Source organism: Anaeromyxobacter sp. K (assembly GCF_000020805.1).
In the GTDB taxonomy this organism is placed as follows: Bacteria; Myxococcota; Myxococcia; order Myxococcales; family Anaeromyxobacteraceae; genus Anaeromyxobacter; species Anaeromyxobacter dehalogenans.
On record NC_011145.1, the window covers coordinates 1,170,561 to 1,185,430 of the forward strand.

The 14,870-nt window shown below is 77.1% G+C and carries 12 protein-coding genes and 1 pseudogene; 11 read left to right on the plus strand and 2 right to left on the minus strand.

Annotation, left to right across the window (positions count from 1 at the left end; all coding sequences use genetic code 11):
- The first annotated feature begins 67 nt into the window (after positions 1-67).
- The 7 genes from ANAEK_RS05175 (at position 68) to ANAEK_RS05205 (ending at position 7,828) form a co-directional block, all read left to right on the plus strand.
- Entirely contained in the window at positions 68-1,306 is a 1,239-nt protein-coding gene (locus ANAEK_RS05175) for a multidrug effflux MFS transporter (RefSeq protein ID WP_012525100.1), read from the plus strand.
- Positions 1,307-1,412: 106 nt separating this feature from the next.
- Positions 1,413-2,348: a LysR family transcriptional regulator gene (locus ANAEK_RS05180; RefSeq protein WP_012525101.1), complete on the plus strand. Its 936-nt coding sequence runs from the start codon at positions 1,413-1,415 to the stop codon at positions 2,346-2,348.
- A gap of 157 nt (positions 2,349-2,505) precedes the next feature.
- Complete coding sequence (locus tag ANAEK_RS05185; protein WP_012525102.1) at positions 2,506-3,465, plus strand: hypothetical protein; 960 nt, start codon at positions 2,506-2,508, stop codon at positions 3,463-3,465.
- Positions 3,466-3,486: 21 nt separating this feature from the next.
- Entirely contained in the window at positions 3,487-5,460 is a 1,974-nt protein-coding gene (locus tag ANAEK_RS05190; RefSeq protein WP_012525103.1) for an APC family permease, read from the plus strand.
- A gap of 130 nt (positions 5,461-5,590) precedes the next feature.
- Positions 5,591-7,060, plus strand: coding sequence for a M48 family metalloprotease (locus tag ANAEK_RS05195; protein WP_012525104.1), 1,470 nt, complete (start codon positions 5,591-5,593; stop codon positions 7,058-7,060).
- A gap of 28 nt (positions 7,061-7,088) precedes the next feature.
- Positions 7,089-7,394 carry a ubiquitin carboxyl-terminal hydrolase 14 gene (locus tag ANAEK_RS05200; protein ID WP_012525105.1) on the plus strand — a complete coding sequence of 102 codons (306 nt, stop codon included), beginning with the start codon at positions 7,089-7,091 and terminating at the stop codon, positions 7,392-7,394.
- Between the two features lie 26 nt (positions 7,395-7,420).
- Positions 7,421-7,828, plus strand: coding sequence for a hypothetical protein (locus ANAEK_RS05205; RefSeq protein ID WP_012525106.1), 408 nt, complete (start codon positions 7,421-7,423; stop codon positions 7,826-7,828).
- A 76-nt stretch (positions 7,829-7,904) separates the two neighbouring features.
- Here ANAEK_RS05205 and ANAEK_RS05210 read toward each other — a convergent pair whose 3' ends face one another.
- A complete protein-coding gene (locus ANAEK_RS05210) occupies positions 7,905-8,108 on the minus strand; it encodes a cold-shock protein (protein WP_011420046.1) in 204 nt (67 codons plus the stop codon).
- Between the two features lie 265 nt (positions 8,109-8,373).
- Here ANAEK_RS05210 and ANAEK_RS05215 point away from each other — a divergent pair, with 265 nt between their 5' ends.
- Together ANAEK_RS05215 and ANAEK_RS05220 are read left to right on the plus strand one after the other, a co-directional pair.
- Positions 8,374-9,291 carry a metallophosphoesterase gene (locus ANAEK_RS05215; RefSeq protein WP_232288374.1) on the plus strand — a complete coding sequence of 306 codons (918 nt, stop codon included), beginning with the start codon at positions 8,374-8,376 and terminating at the stop codon, positions 9,289-9,291.
- A complete protein-coding gene (locus tag ANAEK_RS05220) occupies positions 9,288-11,990 on the plus strand; it encodes a phosphatidylserine/phosphatidylglycerophosphate/cardiolipin synthase family protein (protein ID WP_012525108.1) in 2,703 nt (900 codons plus the stop codon). The genes ANAEK_RS05215 and ANAEK_RS05220 overlap by 4 nt, the downstream gene beginning before the upstream one ends.
- Before the next feature lie 40 nt (positions 11,991-12,030).
- Here ANAEK_RS05220 and tsaA read toward each other — a convergent pair whose 3' ends face one another.
- Positions 12,031-12,453, minus strand: a complete 423-nt coding sequence (gene tsaA, locus ANAEK_RS05225; protein WP_012525109.1) for a tRNA (N6-threonylcarbamoyladenosine(37)-N6)-methyltransferase TrmO — start codon at positions 12,451-12,453, stop codon at positions 12,031-12,033.
- A 331-nt stretch (positions 12,454-12,784) separates the two neighbouring features.
- On the opposite strand from tsaA, the pseudogene ANAEK_RS23265 reads away from it, so the two are divergent.
- Together ANAEK_RS23265 and ANAEK_RS23270 are read left to right on the plus strand one after the other, a co-directional pair.
- Positions 12,785-13,714 (plus strand): annotated as a pseudogene (locus ANAEK_RS23265) (chitobiase/beta-hexosaminidase C-terminal domain-containing protein); the annotation flags it as partial.
- Positions 13,715-13,756: 42 nt separating this feature from the next.
- Positions 13,757-14,506: a hypothetical protein gene (locus ANAEK_RS23270; RefSeq protein WP_232288474.1), complete on the plus strand. Its 750-nt coding sequence runs from the start codon at positions 13,757-13,759 to the stop codon at positions 14,504-14,506.
- Positions 14,507-14,870 lie beyond the last annotated feature (364 nt).

Below are 14,870 nucleotides of genomic sequence, written 5' to 3' on the forward strand. Positions count from 1 at the left end.
GCCGGGCGCGCCGCCCGGAAGCGGCTTGAGCGCCGCCGCCGGAGGGGCTACACCTCGGCTCCCCCCGATGCCACGCCTCACCCCCGCCACCGCCCGGCACCACGGGCGGCTCGCAGTGCTGCTCGCCGCGCTCTCGGCGCTCGGCCCGTTCTCCACCGACGCGTACCTCCCGTCGTTCCCGGAGATCGGGCGCGTGTTCGGCGCGCCGGCGGTGCTGGTGCAGCAGACGCTGACCGCCTACATGGTGCCGTTCTCGGTGATGACGCTCTGGCAGGGCGCCATCTCCGACGCGCTGGGCCGCCGGCGCGTGACGCTCGCGATGCTGGCGCTGTTCGCGCTCGCCTCCGTCGGCTGCATGCTCTCCTGGCGCATCGAGGCGCTCGTCGCGTTCCGGGCGCTGCAGGGCGCGACGGCCGGGGCGGGCATGGTGATCGGCCGCGCGGTGGTGCGCGACCTGCTCGACGGCGCCGAGGCGCGCCGGCTGATGAGCCGCATCGCGCTGGTGTTCGCGATCGCGCCGGCGCTCGGGCCGGTGGTGGGCGGCTGGCTGCACGTGTGGCTGGGCTGGCGCGCGGTGTTCGGCTTCCTGGCGCTGTTCTCCGCGACCCTGTGCGCCTGGTGCTGGCGCGCGCTGCCCGAGACGCTGGCGCCGGCGCAGCGGCGGCCGCTCCAGGTCCGCTCCATGCTGCGCGGCTACCGCGAGGTGCTCTCGTCCCGCGCGTTCCTGGCGCTGGTCGCGGGCGTCACCTGCAGCTTCTCGGCGGTCTTCCTGTACATCGTGGCCGCGCCGGTGTTCCTGCTCCGCCACCTCGGGGTCGGCGAGACCGGCTTCCTCTGGCTGTTCGGCCCCATCAGCGGCGGCATGATGCTCGGCAACTGGGCCTCCGGCGCGCTCGCGGGACGGATGACGAACCAGCGCACGGTCGCCTGGGGCTTCGCCGCGATGGCGGTGGCCGCCCTCGCGAACGTGCTGTTCCACGCGCTGCACGCGCCCGCCCTGCCGTGGAGCGTGCTGCCGCTCGTCGGCTACGTGCTGGGCACGTCGCTCGCGATGCCCTCGCTGACCCTCATGGCGCTCGACCTGTTCCCGGAGCGGCGCGGGATGGCGTCCTCGTGCCAGGCGTTCGTGCAGACGGCGGGCAACGCCCTGGTGGCGGCGGCGCTCGCGCCGCTGCTGTGGGGCTCGGCGCGGACGCTCTCGCTCGGCATGGCGGGCGGCCTGGCGGTGGGCGCGCTCGCGTTCGCCGCGTACGCCGCGGTCCCGTCGCGGGAGCCCGCCAGCCGATCCGAGCGCCGCGCGGCCTGACCGGGCGAGCCCGGCCCGCCCTTCGCCGTGCTATCACCTCTGCCCGTGCGGGCGCTCCGGCGTCCGCGCCGCCGCGCCCGCGGCACGAGGGGCGGGGAGGGGTGCGATGGCGAGGAACCCGCGCGCGGTGGACCCGGTGCGCGCCGCGATGGCGCGGTCGGGCCCGCTCGACTGGGGAAACCTGCTGTTCTTCCTCGAGCTGTCCCGCAGCGGCAGCCTCGCGCGCGCGGCGAAGCGGCTCGGGGTCGATCGCAACACCGTCGGGCGCCGCGTGGCCGCGCTGGAGGAGGAGCTCGGCCTGCCGCTGTTCGAGCGCGGCCCGCAGGGCTGGGCCTGCACCGCCGCGGGCGAGGAGCTGGCGGCGCTCGCGTCGCGCGTGGAGGAGGACGTCCTCGCCATCGCGCGGCACGCCGACGCCCGCGACCGGACGCCGGCCGGCACGGTGCGGCTCACCACCTCGGTGCCGGTCGCGAGCCACCTGCTCGCCCCGGCGCTGCCGTCGCTCCGCGCGCGGCATCCCCGCCTGCTCCTGGACGTGTCGGCCGACTTCCGGAACTACGACCTCACGCGCCGCGAGGCGGACCTGGCGCTCCGGCTGGGCCGCCCCAGCGACGCGGGCCTGGTCGCGCGGAAGGTCGCGTCGGTCGCCTACGGCTTCTACGCCTCGCCCGCGTTCGCGGCGGAGCGGCGCGGCCTGCTGGACCTGGCCCGCGACCCGGTGCTCGCCTACGAGGGCGCGACCTCGCCCCAGGAGCGCTGGATGGACGACCTCGCGCCGGCCCGCGCCGTGGCGTTCCGGTGCAACACCAGCCTGGCGCTCGCCGCGGCCGCGCGCACCGGGATCGGGGCCGCGGTGCTGCCGTGCTTCGTCGCGGACGGCGACCCGGCGCTCGTCCGGCTCGACGGCCCGGAGCCGCCCTCGTACGACCTGTGGCTCCTCGTGCACGGCGACCTGCGGCGCGTCCCGCGGGTGCGGGCGGTGATCGAGTGGGTGGACGGGGTGGTCGACGACGCGCGGGAGCTGCTCGCCGGCACGCGCTGACGGCTCCGCGCCGGTGCCGCCGGCGGCCGGCTCGTGGCGGCGCCAGCGGGGGGGAGGGGGCTGGCCGCGGGAACGGCGGCAGCGTACAACTCTGGCAGCAACATCGCGCCGACCTCCGTTCGCGTCGAACGGTCGCCCTCGCGAAGAGGAGCGACCCATGGAAGATCTGTCGACGGGCACGCTGGTCCGGCACGCGACCCTGGGCCTCGGGCGCGTGGTGGCGCTCGAGCCGACCGCGGTGCACGTGTTCTTCCCCGCGGCCGAGTCGCGCTTCGCGGCGAAGCTCCGCCTGCCGGACGCGCGGCGCCTGCTCCGCCGCGAGGCCGCCGGGAACGATCCCTGGCTGGAGGGGCTCACGCCGTTCGCGCTCGACGCCGAGACGCGGCGCTACGCGCTGGCGGCGAGCTGGATGACGCACGATCAGGCGGTGGCGCAGTTCACCGCGGCGTACCCCGGCGGCTTCTCCGGCGAGGCGTACCTCGCGCCCGGCGGCCGCGCCGCTGCCTGGCGCGCCGCCGCCGCCGAGATGGAGGGCGCGTTCGGGGACGGCGCCGCCACGGCGCTGCTCGCGGACGGCGATCACCGCGCGCTGGTCGAGCGCGCCCTGCGCGTGCTGCGGAAGGCCGCCGCGGCCCCCGGCACCGTGGACCTCGACGAGGCCGGGGCGGCGCTCGCCGACGAGGAGGCCGCGCTCCCGTTCTTCGAGGCGCTGCTCGCGGTTCTGGCGGTGCCCTCGCCCGCGCGGGCACGGTTCGAGCGCCTGTTCGCCGCCGCGGGCGCGCTCGGCGATCCGGCCGTGGCGTGGCCGCTCGCGACCGTGCTCCCGTTCGTCGCCTCGCCGGCGAAGCAGGTGTTCCTGTCGCCGCGGCTCGCCTCGGCCGCCGCGGATCGCCTCGGGTTCGACCTGCGCCTGGACGCGGCGCCCGGGTGGAGCGCCTACGCGGCGCTGCGGACCTTCTCCGACGGGCTGCTCGAGCGGCTGCGGCCGCTCGGCGCGCGCGATCTCGTGGACGTGGAGTGCTTCCTCCACGCGATCGCGACGCGGCGCGCGGGGGCGGCGGCCGGCCGGTCGAGGGCGGCGCGCCCGTCCGCCGCCCGCCCGAAGCCGGCGCGCTGATCCCGTGCACAACGTCGAGGGGTGCGCCGGCTCCGGCACGCCGTCCTCGGCACCGATCCCGACCTGTCGGATCCGCGGGTGCTCGACCGGGTCACGGTCGGCGTCCTCGCCGCCTGGATCGCGATGGGCGGCGACCTCCTCGGCTCCTGCGTGTACGGCCCGGACGTGCTCGGACGCGCCAGCGGCGGGCACCGCGGCGTGCTGGTGGTCGCGGGCCTGGCCACGCTGGCGACGCTCGCGGTCCTCGCGCTGGCCTACACGCGGATGGTCGTGCACTTCCCGCACGGCGGTGGCGGCTACACCGCCGCGCGGCACGCCGCGGGCGAGCGCACGGCGCTGGTGTCGGGCGTGGCGCTGGTGCTCGACGCCGGCTTCAACGTCGCGGTGTCGGTGGTCACCTGCGTCGAGGCCGCCGCGGCCGTGCTCCCGGCCGGCTGGGCGGCGATGCGGCTCCCGGCGGCGCTGGCGCTCGTGGCGCTGCTCGCGATCGTGAACCTCCGGGGCGTGAAGGAGTCGGTCGCGCTCCTCGCCCCCATCCTGCTCGCGTTCGTCGGCTCGCACCTGCTGGTGCTCGGGGCGGCGCTCGCCCAGCGCGCCGGCGCCATCCCGGACGCGGTCGCGGCCGTGCCGGGCGACCTCTCGAGGCTCGCCGCCGATCGCGGCGCGGTCGGCGCGCTGGGCACGCTGGTGCGGGCCTACGCGATGGGCGGCGCCATCTACACCGGGCTCGAGGCGGTCTCGAACGGCGTGCCCATCCTGCGCGAGCCCAAGGTCCGCTCGGCGCGGCGCACCATGCTGCTCCTGGCCGGCGTGCCGGCGCTGCTCATCACGGTGATCCTGGCCGGCTACCTCGCGTACGACGTCCGCCCGTCGCCCGGGGTCCCCATGAACGCGGCGCTGTTCGAGCGCGCCGCCGCGCAGCTGGTGGGGGGCGGCCTGGCCGGGCGGCTGGCGGTCGCGGTCCCGCTGCTCGCCGAGGCGGCGCTCCTGGTGATGGCGGCGCAGACCGGGTTCGTGGACGGCCCGCGCATCCTCGGCGCGCTCGCCACCGACCGGTACATGCCCCGCCGCCTGTCGCGGCTGAACGGGCGGCTCGCGCCCGCGGCCGGCATCCTGGTCGTCGCCACCGTCGCGCTCGCCGCGACCGCGCTCACCGGCGCCGCGCTGGAGCCGCTCATCGCGGTGTTCGTCACCAGCGTGTTCGTGACGTTCAGCATCAGCCAGTGGGCGATGCTGCGGCACGCGCTCCGCCGCCGGCTGCTGCACGCGCCCTGGCGCGCGGACGCCGCGCTCCACGCGCTGGCGCTCACGCTGTGCGCGGTGATCCTGGCCGGCACCGCCGCCCGCTGGCGCGCGGGGGCCGCGGTCACGCTCCTGCTCGTGGCCGCCGCGGTGGCGCTGGCCCTCGCGATCCGCCGCCGCTACGACGCGGTGGCGCGCGCCGCCGAGGCGGCGGCCGGCCAGGCCTCGCCGCCGGTGGTGCCGGAGGAGCGCCAGGCCGAGGTGGTCGGCGCCGGGACGCTCATCGCTCGCGACGCCCCCGTCGCCGTGCTGGTGCTGGGCGACCGCGTCGCGCTCGCGCGGGTCGGGCTCGCGTGGCTGGCACGGCTCACCGCCGGGCTGGGCGGGGTGATCCTGGCGGGCGCGACGCTGCTCGACGCGGAGGCGGTGCAGGGCGAGGAGCACCTCCGCGCCCGCGAGCGGGAGCGCCGCCGGCAGCTCGAGGGGCTCGCCGAGCAGGTCCGCCGCTCCGGGCTGCCGGTCGCGATCGCGCTGCGCCGCGGCGCGGACGCGCTCGAGACCACCGCCTCGCTGGTCACCGACCTGATGCGCCGGAGGCCCGCGCAGAGCATGGTGGTGGGCTTCCGCTCCACGCCGGACGGCGCGGCCGTGGACCCGCTCCTGCGCGACGAGGACCTGTCGGTGCGGCTGCAGGCGCGGCTCCAGCGCGCCGGGATCCCGATGATCGTCCTGTCGGTGCCGCTCGAGGCGTGAGCGCCGCGTCGCCGCAGCGCTCCGCGAGCGCCCGCCCGCCTCGCCGCCGCACCGCGACGAGGGGGCAGTGCGGTGACTACCGTGTACGCCGCGAGGCGTGCAGGCGGCGGCCTCGCGGAGGGGAACCGCCATGCGGCGCGTCATCGCCGTGCGGCCACGCCGCAGCGCGAGGGCCGCCTGGGCGGCGCTGGCCCTCGCCGCGGCCTGCGCCCGCAACCCGGCCACCGGCGAGCGGCAGCTCTCGCTCGTCTCGAAGGACCAGGAGATCGCGCTCGGCAAGCAGGCCGCCGAGCAGGTCCGCGCGACCATGGGGCGGTACGACGATCCGGAGCTCCAGGCCTACGTGGAGCGGGTCGGGATGCGCATCGCGAAGGGGTCCGAGCGGCCGGAGCTCCCCTGGAGCTTCACCGTCGTGGACGACCCGGCCGTCAACGCGTTCGCGCTGCCGGGCGGGCCGGTGTTCGTGACCCGCGGCCTGCTCACGTACCTGACCTCGGAGGCGGAGCTGGCCGCGGTGCTCGGCCACGAGATCGGGCACATCACGGCGCGCCACTCGGTCGAGCAGCTCTCGAAGGCGCAGCTGGCGCAGGTGGGCCTGGGCGTGGGGATGGTGGTCAGCGAGGACGTGCGCCGGTACGGGCAGGTCGCCGGGGCCGGGATGCAGCTCCTGTTCCTCAAGTTCGGGCGCGACGACGAGCGGCAGGCCGACGCGCTCGGCTTCCGCTACATGGTCGAGCAGCGGTACGACCCGCGACAGATGGCGGCGGTCTTCCGCACCCTGGAGGCGGTGTCCGCGCGCGAGGGCGGCGGGCGGGTGCCGGGCTGGCTCTCCACGCACCCGGATCCGGGCGACCGCGCCGAGACCGCGGCGAAGCGGGCCGCGAAGATCGAGGCCCCCGACCGGATGGAGGTGGACCGCGATCAGTACCTGGCGAAGGTGGACGACGTGGTGTTCGGCGAGGACCCGCGGCAGGGCTACCTGAAGGGCAGCACCTTCGTCCACCCGCAGCTCGGGTTCCAGCTCACGCTGCCGCAGGGGTGGAAGGCGCAGAACACGGCCGCCGCGCTCGTCGCGGTCAGCCCGCAGCAGGACGCCGCGCTCCAGCTCACCGGGGCCGGGAAGGCCTCGCCGGAGGAGGCGGTCCAGAAGTTCTTCGCGCAGCAGGGCGTCCGCGCGGTGGAGGCGCCGGCCCCGGCCGTCCCGCACGGCGGCGCGGCGCGCTGGTTCGAGGCCACGACCGAGCAGGGGAACGTGGGCGGCGTGGTCGCGTTCGTGCCGGCGGGCGGCACCACGCTGCAGATCGTGGAGTACGCGCCGGCGGAGCGGCTCCAGGGCGCGGCGGACACCTTCCAGCGCGTGCTCGCGAGCTTCGGGCCGGTGACCGATCCGGCCGCGCGCGCGGTGCAGCCGGCGCGCATCGACGTCGTGAAGGTGCCGCGCGACATGTCGCTCGCCGACTTCGCGCGCGAGTTCCCCTCGACCGCGCCGCCCGACGTGCTGGCGGCCCTGAACGGCGTCGCGCCGGGTGGGGCGCTGCGCGCGGGCCAGGCGGCGAAGCGGGTGGTCGGGGGCAACCCGGAGCTGGTCTCCGGGCGGTGAGGAGCGCGGGACGGGAGAGGAGCGGGCCATGTGCGAGCACCTGGAGACGGTGGAGCGCCGGCGGGCGGCGGTGCGACCGCGGACGCAGGGCTGCGAGGAGTGCCTCGCGTCCGGCGATCGCTGGGTCCAGCTCCGGCTCTGCCTCACCTGCGGCCACGTCGGCTGCTGCGACAGCTCGCCGAACCGGCACGCCACCCGGCACTTCCACGAGACCGATCACCCGGTGGTGCGCTCGTTCGAGCCGGGGGCGGACTGGGCGTGGTGCTACGTGGACGAGGAGATGGCCCACGGCGTGCGCGGGTTCCCGGCGGAGTCGCCGGGCGAGCACGCCTGAGCGCGCGCGCGCGGAAGGAGACGCGGATGCCGGAGAAGGCGACGGAGCGGCGGGCCAAGGCGGCCCTGCGCAAGGGGAAGAAGCCCACCACCGCGGCGGGCGAGTTCGTGCGCGAGGAGATCGAGCACGTGCGCCGCGGCAAGCACGGGGCGCGGTCCACGAAGCAGGCCATCGCGATCGGGCTCTCGAAGGCGCGGCGCGCCGGCGTCCCGCTGAAGCCGCCGAAGAAGGGCCAGGCGTCGCGCCGGACCCGCCGCTCGGCCGAGGCGGCCTACGAGGTCGGCCAGCGCAAGCGCAAGCCGCGCGCGCCCTCGCGCCGGCGGAGCGCCGCCTCGGAGCGCGCGCTGAAGCGCGAGGGCAAGGCCGCCGCGTCCCGGCGCGCGCTCTCGACGCAGGCGCGGCGCGCGGCGGCGCGGCGCCGGTCGCGGCGGTGATCGCGGGGGCACGAAAACGAAGAAGCCCGGCCGAAGGGCCGGGCTTCTCGCGTCGACGGAGCGACGGATCGCGCGGTCAGATCGCGCGGACGTTCGCCGCCTGCAGGCCCTTCGGGCCACGCGTCACGTCGAACTCGACCTTCTGCCCCTCGGCGAGCGTGCGGAAGCCGTCGGCCTGGATGGCAGTGTGGTGGCAGAACACGTCGTCCCCGCCGCCGTCCTGCGTGATGAAGCCGAAGCCCTTCGCATCGTTGAACCACTTCACGGTACCGGTAGCCATTACTGTGTAGACTCGTTTCTTCTCATTGTTCGCGGGCGATGAAAAACCGCCCGGTCCCCGCCTGGAGTTGGGATGGGGAGCCGCGTGAATACACTTTATCCTGGGTAAAGTCGAGCCCCCTCTTTCGCGCGCCACGCCTGGGCCCCCGTGCAGGGGGGCGCCGCGCGCGCGGACTGCACATCCCGTCGCATCCCCCTGCCGAGCCCAGGCGTTTCCCTCCACCCCCCGCTGGAAGCGGGCGGCGCGTCGAGGGACGCTGGTGCCGGTGCTCCGGATCGCCCACCTCTCCGACCTGCACGTGCGCTCGCCCCGCGGGACCGAGTGGCGGCGCATCCTGTTCAACAAGCGCATCACCGGGTACGTCAACCTGATCCGGCAGCGCGGTCGCGTGCACCGGCGCGAGTACCTCGCGGCGGTGCTCGCGGCGGCCGCGGCGCGCGCCGATCACGTGGTGGTGACCGGCGACGTCACCAACCTCGCCCTGGAGCGCGAGCTGGAGGAGGCGCGCTCGCTGCTGGACGCGATGGCGCGCCGGGTCGAGGTGACGGTCGTGCCGGGGAACCACGACGTCTACCTCGCGTCCATCCAGGACGGGCGCCGCTTCCCGCACCACTTCGGCGCGTTCCTGCGCGGCGATCTGCCGGACCTGGCCCGCGACCTCGCGGCCGGCCCCTTCCCCTGCGTGAAGCTCCGCGGCCCGGCGGCCATCATCGGGCTCTCGAGCGCGGTGCCGCGCCCGCCGTTCGTGGCGAGCGGCCGCCTGGGCGAGGCGCAGCTCGAGGCGCTGGAGGCGGTGCTCGCCCACCCCGAGGTGGCCAGGCGCACGCCGGTGGTGCTGCTGCACCACCCGCCGGTGGACGGCCGGATCCGGGCGCTCCAGCTCCGCGACGGGCTGGTGGACGCGGATCGGCTGCGGGCGGTGCTCTGCCGCCTCGGCCGCGGGCTGGTGCTGTTCGGCCACCTGCACGCGCGGGTGCGGTGGCGGCTGCCCACCGCCGCCGGCGCGCTCCAGGTGATCGGCGCGAGCGGCGCCGCGCTCGACCACCCGCACCCGCGCGTCCGGGCCGGCTTCAACAGCTACGAGCTCCGGGACGACGGGAGCCTGGCCGCGGTCGAGGCGCACGTGATCGCGGCCGACGGCCGCTCGGTGGAGCGCGTGTCGCTGCCGGAGGCGGAGGCATGAGGTACCGCCGCGTGCTCGCGCTGGTGGAGCAGGGCGCCGACGCCGGCCCGACCCTCGGCGCCGTGCGCGCGCTCGCGCCGGACGCGGAGTCGCTGGGGGTGGTGGCCTGTCCGCCGCCGCGCCCGCACCCGTGGCTGCCCGGGGTGGCCGCGCCGGTCCCGGCGGGCGCCGCGGGGGCCGCCTGGCTCGACCGGCTGCGGCAGGACGCGGCGCCGCTCGCGCCTCGGCTGGCGGTGGGCGCGGTGCCGGACCTCGATCCCGCGGCGCTGGCGGCGCTCGCCGGCGACCGCGAGGTGGACCTGGTCGTCGCGGGGCCGCTCCCGGCGGCGGGCGGCGCCGCCCTGTCCGAGCTGCGCCGCCTTCGGTCGGTCGCGGTCGCGTGGGTGCCGGCCGCCGCCGCCGCCGCCGCCGCGCAGGCCAGCGGGCCGGCGCGGGAGCTGCTCTGCGTGGCGCCCGGCGAGCGCGCCCGTGCGGCGCTGGCGGGCTTCCTGCGGGATCACGGGGATCCCTCCCAGCGCGTCACGCTCCTGTCGCTCGCGGCGCCGTCGCGGGGCGAGCTCGCCGCCGCGCTGCAGGTCGCCGGCATCCGCGCGCGGGTCGAGCTGGCCGGCGGCTTCGGCGCGGGGACGTGGCGGACGCTCGAGACCGTCGCGCGCGAGCGCCGGCTGGACGCCGTGGTCCTCTCCCGCTTCCCCGGGGCGCTCCTGCTCGGAGCACCGTGGCCGGCGCCGCTGCTGGTGCTGCCGCCGGCCGCGCCGATCCGGACCGGCCTGCGGCGGCCGCTCGACGTGCCGGATCTGGTGGATGGCGGCGGCCCCGTCCGTCTGCGCGTCGGCCACGCCTACGGCCTCGGGCGCAACCCGCCGGTCGAGGACCAGGAGCTGGCGCTGGTGTCGGCCGGGGCCGTCGTCGCCCGCGTGCGCACGCGCGGCGGCGAGGCGGAGCTGCCGGCGGGGCTCGCCGCCGGCTCGCTGGGCGTGTTCCGCGCGCGCGACGCCGAGGGCCTCGACCCGGTCGTCGCGGTGGAGCGGCAGGTCGCGGTGATCCGCCCGGGCGCGCGGCCGCTCCTGCCGTTCGACGCCGAGCTGGACCCGGAGGACCTCGCCGCCCTCGCCCGCCTGGACGGCGCCGAGCCGCTCGCGGTGCGCCTGCGCCCGACGCGGAGCTGCCACCTGCTGCGCGAGCGGCTGCGCGCCGCCGGGCTCGCCGCGCGCGTGGTGGACGCGAGCGCGGTGCTGGACGAGGGCGAGGCGGCCGACGTGAGCGAGGCACACGACGCCGTGCGCCTGGCGCGGGTGGGCGGCCGCCTGCGCGCGGCCGGGTTCCCGGTCGCGGCGATCGTGCACCGCGGACCGCACCCTCCCGCCGCGATCGGGTTCGAGGCGCTGGAGGCGCGCCAGCTCGCCGGGCGGGCCTGGCGAGCGCCGCCGCTCGCGCCCCGTCCCGACACGCTCGACGCGCGGCTCGACGCGGCCACGGCCGCGCCCGCCATCGAGGGAAACCACGTCGAGCTGGAGCTCGACAACGCCACCGCCCGCCGCTGGCTGCTCCAGGCGATCCGCGGCGCGCGCCGGACGCTCCACCTCCAGGTCTACCTGGCCACCGACGACGCCGCCGGCCGGCGGGTCGAGGCCGCGCTCGCCGGCGCCGGGCGCCGCGGCGTGAAGGTGCGGGTGCTGGTGGACTCCCTGCACGGCCTGCACGGCTCCTTCGGCCTGGAGAACCCGCTCCTCGCGCGCCTCGCGACGAAGCCAGGCGTCGAGGTGCGGGTCTCGCGGCCGGTGGCGGCGGTCCCGAGCGTGGAGGACCTGAAGCGGCGCGACCACCGCAAGCTGGTGGTGGCCGACGGGGCGGTGGCGCTGGTGGGCGGACGGAACCTCGCGCACGAGTACTACACCGGGTTCGACGAGGTCCGGGTCGGGCCGCGGACGCCGTGGCGAGAGGTGCCCTGGCTGGACGGCGGGGCGCGGGTGCGCGGGCCGGCGGTCGCCGCGGTGGAGCGCGCCTTCCTGGAGGCGTGGACCGGCGCGGGCGGCGCGCCGTTCGAGGTGGCGGCACCCGGCGTGGCCGGGGCGGAGCGGGTGCGGGTGGTGGTGCACCAGGGCCTGCGGGACGCGAGCACGCTCGAGGCCTACCTGGCGCTCGTCGAGAGCGCGCGCCACCGGCTGGTCGCGGTGAACGGGTTCCCGCTGCTGCTCGAGCTGGAGCACGCGCTCTCTCGCGCGCTGCGCCGCGGCGTGCAGGTGCAGGTGCTCCTCGGCGAGGTCACGCCCACGCACGGCGACGAGCCGTTCGAAGGCCCCTGGGCGACCGCGCGCACCGCGGCCACCTGGCTGGTCCACTCGCGCATCGACACGCTGGTGGCGGCGGGGGCCGAGGCCCGGCTGCTCGGCGTGCGCGACGTGCCGGGCTGGTCGCCGGAGCTCGGGCTGGTCCACCCCCACGTGCACGCGAAGGCGATGATCGCCGACGGGCGCGCCTGCGCGGTGGGGAGCGCCAACCTGGACGTCACCGCGAGCTACTGGGAGGACGAGCTGCTGCTCGTGGTCCAGGACGAGGCCGTCGCCGGCGCGTTCGAGGCGCGGGTGCAGGCGCTCCTGGCCGGCTCCACCCGCGTGGATCGCGCCGATCCCGCCTGGCAGCGGCGCGTGCGCGCGCGGGACTGGGCGCGGCGCTGGCCGGGGATCCTGTCGATCTGAGGCGGGGCTGCGGGCGCCGGGAGCAGCGGCCGCGCCGCGGCTATCGAAGCGCCGGCTTCAGGTCCACCACCGGCGTGCCGTCGATCGCCTCGATGGGACCGATGCGCAGCCGGTGGCGTTCCACGGACCGGACCGTCACCGGGTGCAGGCCGAGCGGGTTGGGACGATCCGGCGACCGGGTGGCGAACACGCCCGTGAGCGGGCTGCGTGCATCGCCGCGCGGGTGGACGCGGAGCACCGAGCGATCCCCGAGGTGCAGCCACGTGACGACCAGGAGCGAATCGCCGGCGGCGATCCCGTCCAGGCCGTCGGCGGCCCACGGGTACACCTCCAGCCACGCGTCCGGCGCGCCCTCCGCCCCCTGCTTCGGCGCGTCGCCGCGGGTGGTGAGGGCGGAGCGGATGACGCCGATCGGCCGGAGCAGCGGCGCTTCGGGACGGGGGTCCGGCGAGGTGTCGGTCACGAGCGACCTCCGGGGCACACGGCCCGTCGCCGGCGGCGTGCGCTCGATGACGGGGCGCCGAGGAAAGCACGCACCGTGCGGGCGCGCAACGGCGTCCCCCGCGGTGCCCCGCCGAGGGGACGCCGAGGGTCGCCCCCCGCGCCGCCTGCCCCCGCGGAGGCGAGCCACCGTGCGCCGGGGTCTGGTATGGGCCTTGGGCCGCACGCCGCGGACGCACTCAGGGGGATCGCATTCCATGCAACGGAGCTCGTGGATGGTGCTGCTCGCCGCGCTGGCCTGCGCCGGCTCGGGCGGCTCGTCGGAATCGCCTCCGCAGGTGCTGCAGGCGGGGATGCCCGCCTTCTCGCCACCCGGCGGGACCTACGCCTCCGCGCAGCAGGTGACGGTGGCGAGCGCCACGCCGGGCGCCACCGTGCGCTGCACGGTGGACGGCAGCGCGCCCACGGCGGCGTCGCCCGCGTGCACGTCGCTGGAGGTGGCGGAGACCACCACGGTGCGCGCGGTCTCTATCGCGCCCGGGTACACGGACAGCGGCGTCGCGAGCGCGACCTACACCATCGCGGCGGCGGCGCCCATCGCCGCCGCGCCGACGTTCTCACCACCCGGTGGAACGTACGCCTCGGCGCAGCAGGTGACGGTGTCCAGCGCCACCGCTGGAGCCACGGTGCGCTGCACGCTGGACGGGACGCCGCCGACGGCGGCGACGCCGGCGTGCGCCAGCCCCGTGAACATCCCGGCCACCGCCACCCTCCGGGCCATCGCCACCGCGGACGGGTTCGCGCCCAGCGCGGCCGCGAGCGCGACGTACACCATCGAGACGCCGGCGCCGGTGGAGGCCTCGCCGCCGACGTTCTCACCGCCCGGCGGGACGTACACGTCGGCGCAGCAGGTGACGGTGTCCAGCGCCACCGCTGGAGCCACGGTGCGCTGCACGCTGGACGGGACGCCGCCGACGGCGGCGACGCCGGCGTGCGCCAGCCCCGTGAACATCCCGGCCACCGCCACCCTCCGGGCCATCGCCACCGCCGACGGGTTCGCGCCCAGCGCGGCCGCGAGCGCGACGTACACGATCGAGGCGGCGGTGCCGGCGGCGTCGGCGCCCACGTTCTCACCGCCCGGAGGCACCTACGCCTCGGCGCAGCAGGTGACGGTGTCCAGCGCCACCCCGGGCGCCACGGTGCGCTGCACGCTGGACGGGACGCTGCCGACGGCGGCGTCCGCTGCGTGCGCCAGCCCCGTGACGATCCAGGCCACCGCCACCCTCCGGGCCATCGCCACCGCGGACGGGTTCGCGCCCAGCGCGGTGCGCGCAGCCACCTACACCATCCAGGCGTCCCCGCCGACGGATCCCACGCTGGCGCAGAAGCTCCAGGCGCTCGCGTCGAAGCGGCAGCTCCTCGCCCACCAGAGCGTCGGCAACAACATCCTGTACGGGAACGGGACCGGCGGGCTCGACGGGCTCCTGGACGCCAACCCGGGCAGCGGGGTCACGATCGCGTATCACCCTGCCAGCGCGGCAGCGGTACCGGTGGGCGCGGTGGCCGACACGGCGATCGGCGTGAACGGGCAGCCGGTCGGGAAGGTCCTGGACTTCGACGCGCAGGTCCGCACGCGCTTCGGGGGCGCCCTGGACTACTTCGGCTTCAAGTTCTGCTTCACCGACATCTGGACGGCGCAGGACGTCTCCGACACATGGGCCCAGTACCAGGCCACCATGGATGCCCTCGAGGCCGCATATCCGGGGAAGATCATCTACTGGACCGTGCCGCTCATGCCGGACGTGACCGACATCGACGGCAACACGCAGCGTGAGGCCCTGAGCAACCACATCCGCGAGAAGTACGGAGGCACCGGGCGCGTGTTCGACCTCGCGTACCACGAGTCGCACGACGCGCAGGGCAACCCGTTCACGCTGGGAGGCGTGCCCGCGCTGGCCCACGACTGGAGCGCCGACGGCGGGCATGACGCCCATCTCAACGCCGCCGGGGCCACCATGGTCGCGACCCGGTGGGTCGAGTTCATGTACCGGGTGGCCACCGGCGCCGCACCGTGAGCGCGCTGCCGGCGCCCGGCCGGTCCGCCGGCTGATCCCGGCTGCCCGCACGCCAGCGATCCCATCGGGAGGAGCCGCGGGTGCGGTTCCAGGATCTGCGCGCCGGCCGTGGCGAGCGATGTGAGGACCGCCGGCGGGCGACCCCGACCTCGAGCTCGAGGCAGGCGACCGGACGCGTCGCGGCGTGCTTCGGGAGGAGCGCGACCGCCGCGTCCTCGCCCCGGCGTCCACACCGCATCGGCGAGCATCCCGCGAGCGGGTCCGGGCGATCGGTCCGCCCTCCGTCGACGGGGCCGCGCGCCAGGGCGGCGGGCGCCGCACCGCGCCCCTGTCACGGACGCCCGGTCGAGCCCTCCCAACGGAG

What these genes read in the sequence shown, in the direction of transcription:
- ANAEK_RS05210 (WP_011420046.1), bottom strand. Translation starts at nt 8,108, where the DNA reads ATGGCTACCGGTACCGTGAAGTGGTTCAACGATGCGAAGGGCTTCGGC.
- ANAEK_RS05180 (WP_012525101.1), top strand. Translation starts at nt 1,413, where the DNA reads ATGGCGAGGAACCCGCGCGCGGTGGACCCGGTGCGCGCCGCGATGGCG.
- ANAEK_RS05195 (WP_012525104.1), top strand. Translation starts at nt 5,591, where the DNA reads ATGCGGCGCGTCATCGCCGTGCGGCCACGCCGCAGCGCGAGGGCCGCC.
- ANAEK_RS05200 (WP_012525105.1), top strand. Translation starts at nt 7,089, where the DNA reads ATGTGCGAGCACCTGGAGACGGTGGAGCGCCGGCGGGCGGCGGTGCGA.
- ANAEK_RS05185 (WP_012525102.1), top strand. Translation starts at nt 2,506, where the DNA reads ATGGAAGATCTGTCGACGGGCACGCTGGTCCGGCACGCGACCCTGGGC.
- ANAEK_RS05205 (WP_012525106.1), top strand. Translation starts at nt 7,421, where the DNA reads ATGCCGGAGAAGGCGACGGAGCGGCGGGCCAAGGCGGCCCTGCGCAAG.
- ANAEK_RS05175 (WP_012525100.1), top strand. Translation starts at nt 68, where the DNA reads ATGCCACGCCTCACCCCCGCCACCGCCCGGCACCACGGGCGGCTCGCA.
- ANAEK_RS05220 (WP_012525108.1), top strand. Translation starts at nt 9,288, where the DNA reads ATGAGGTACCGCCGCGTGCTCGCGCTGGTGGAGCAGGGCGCCGACGCC.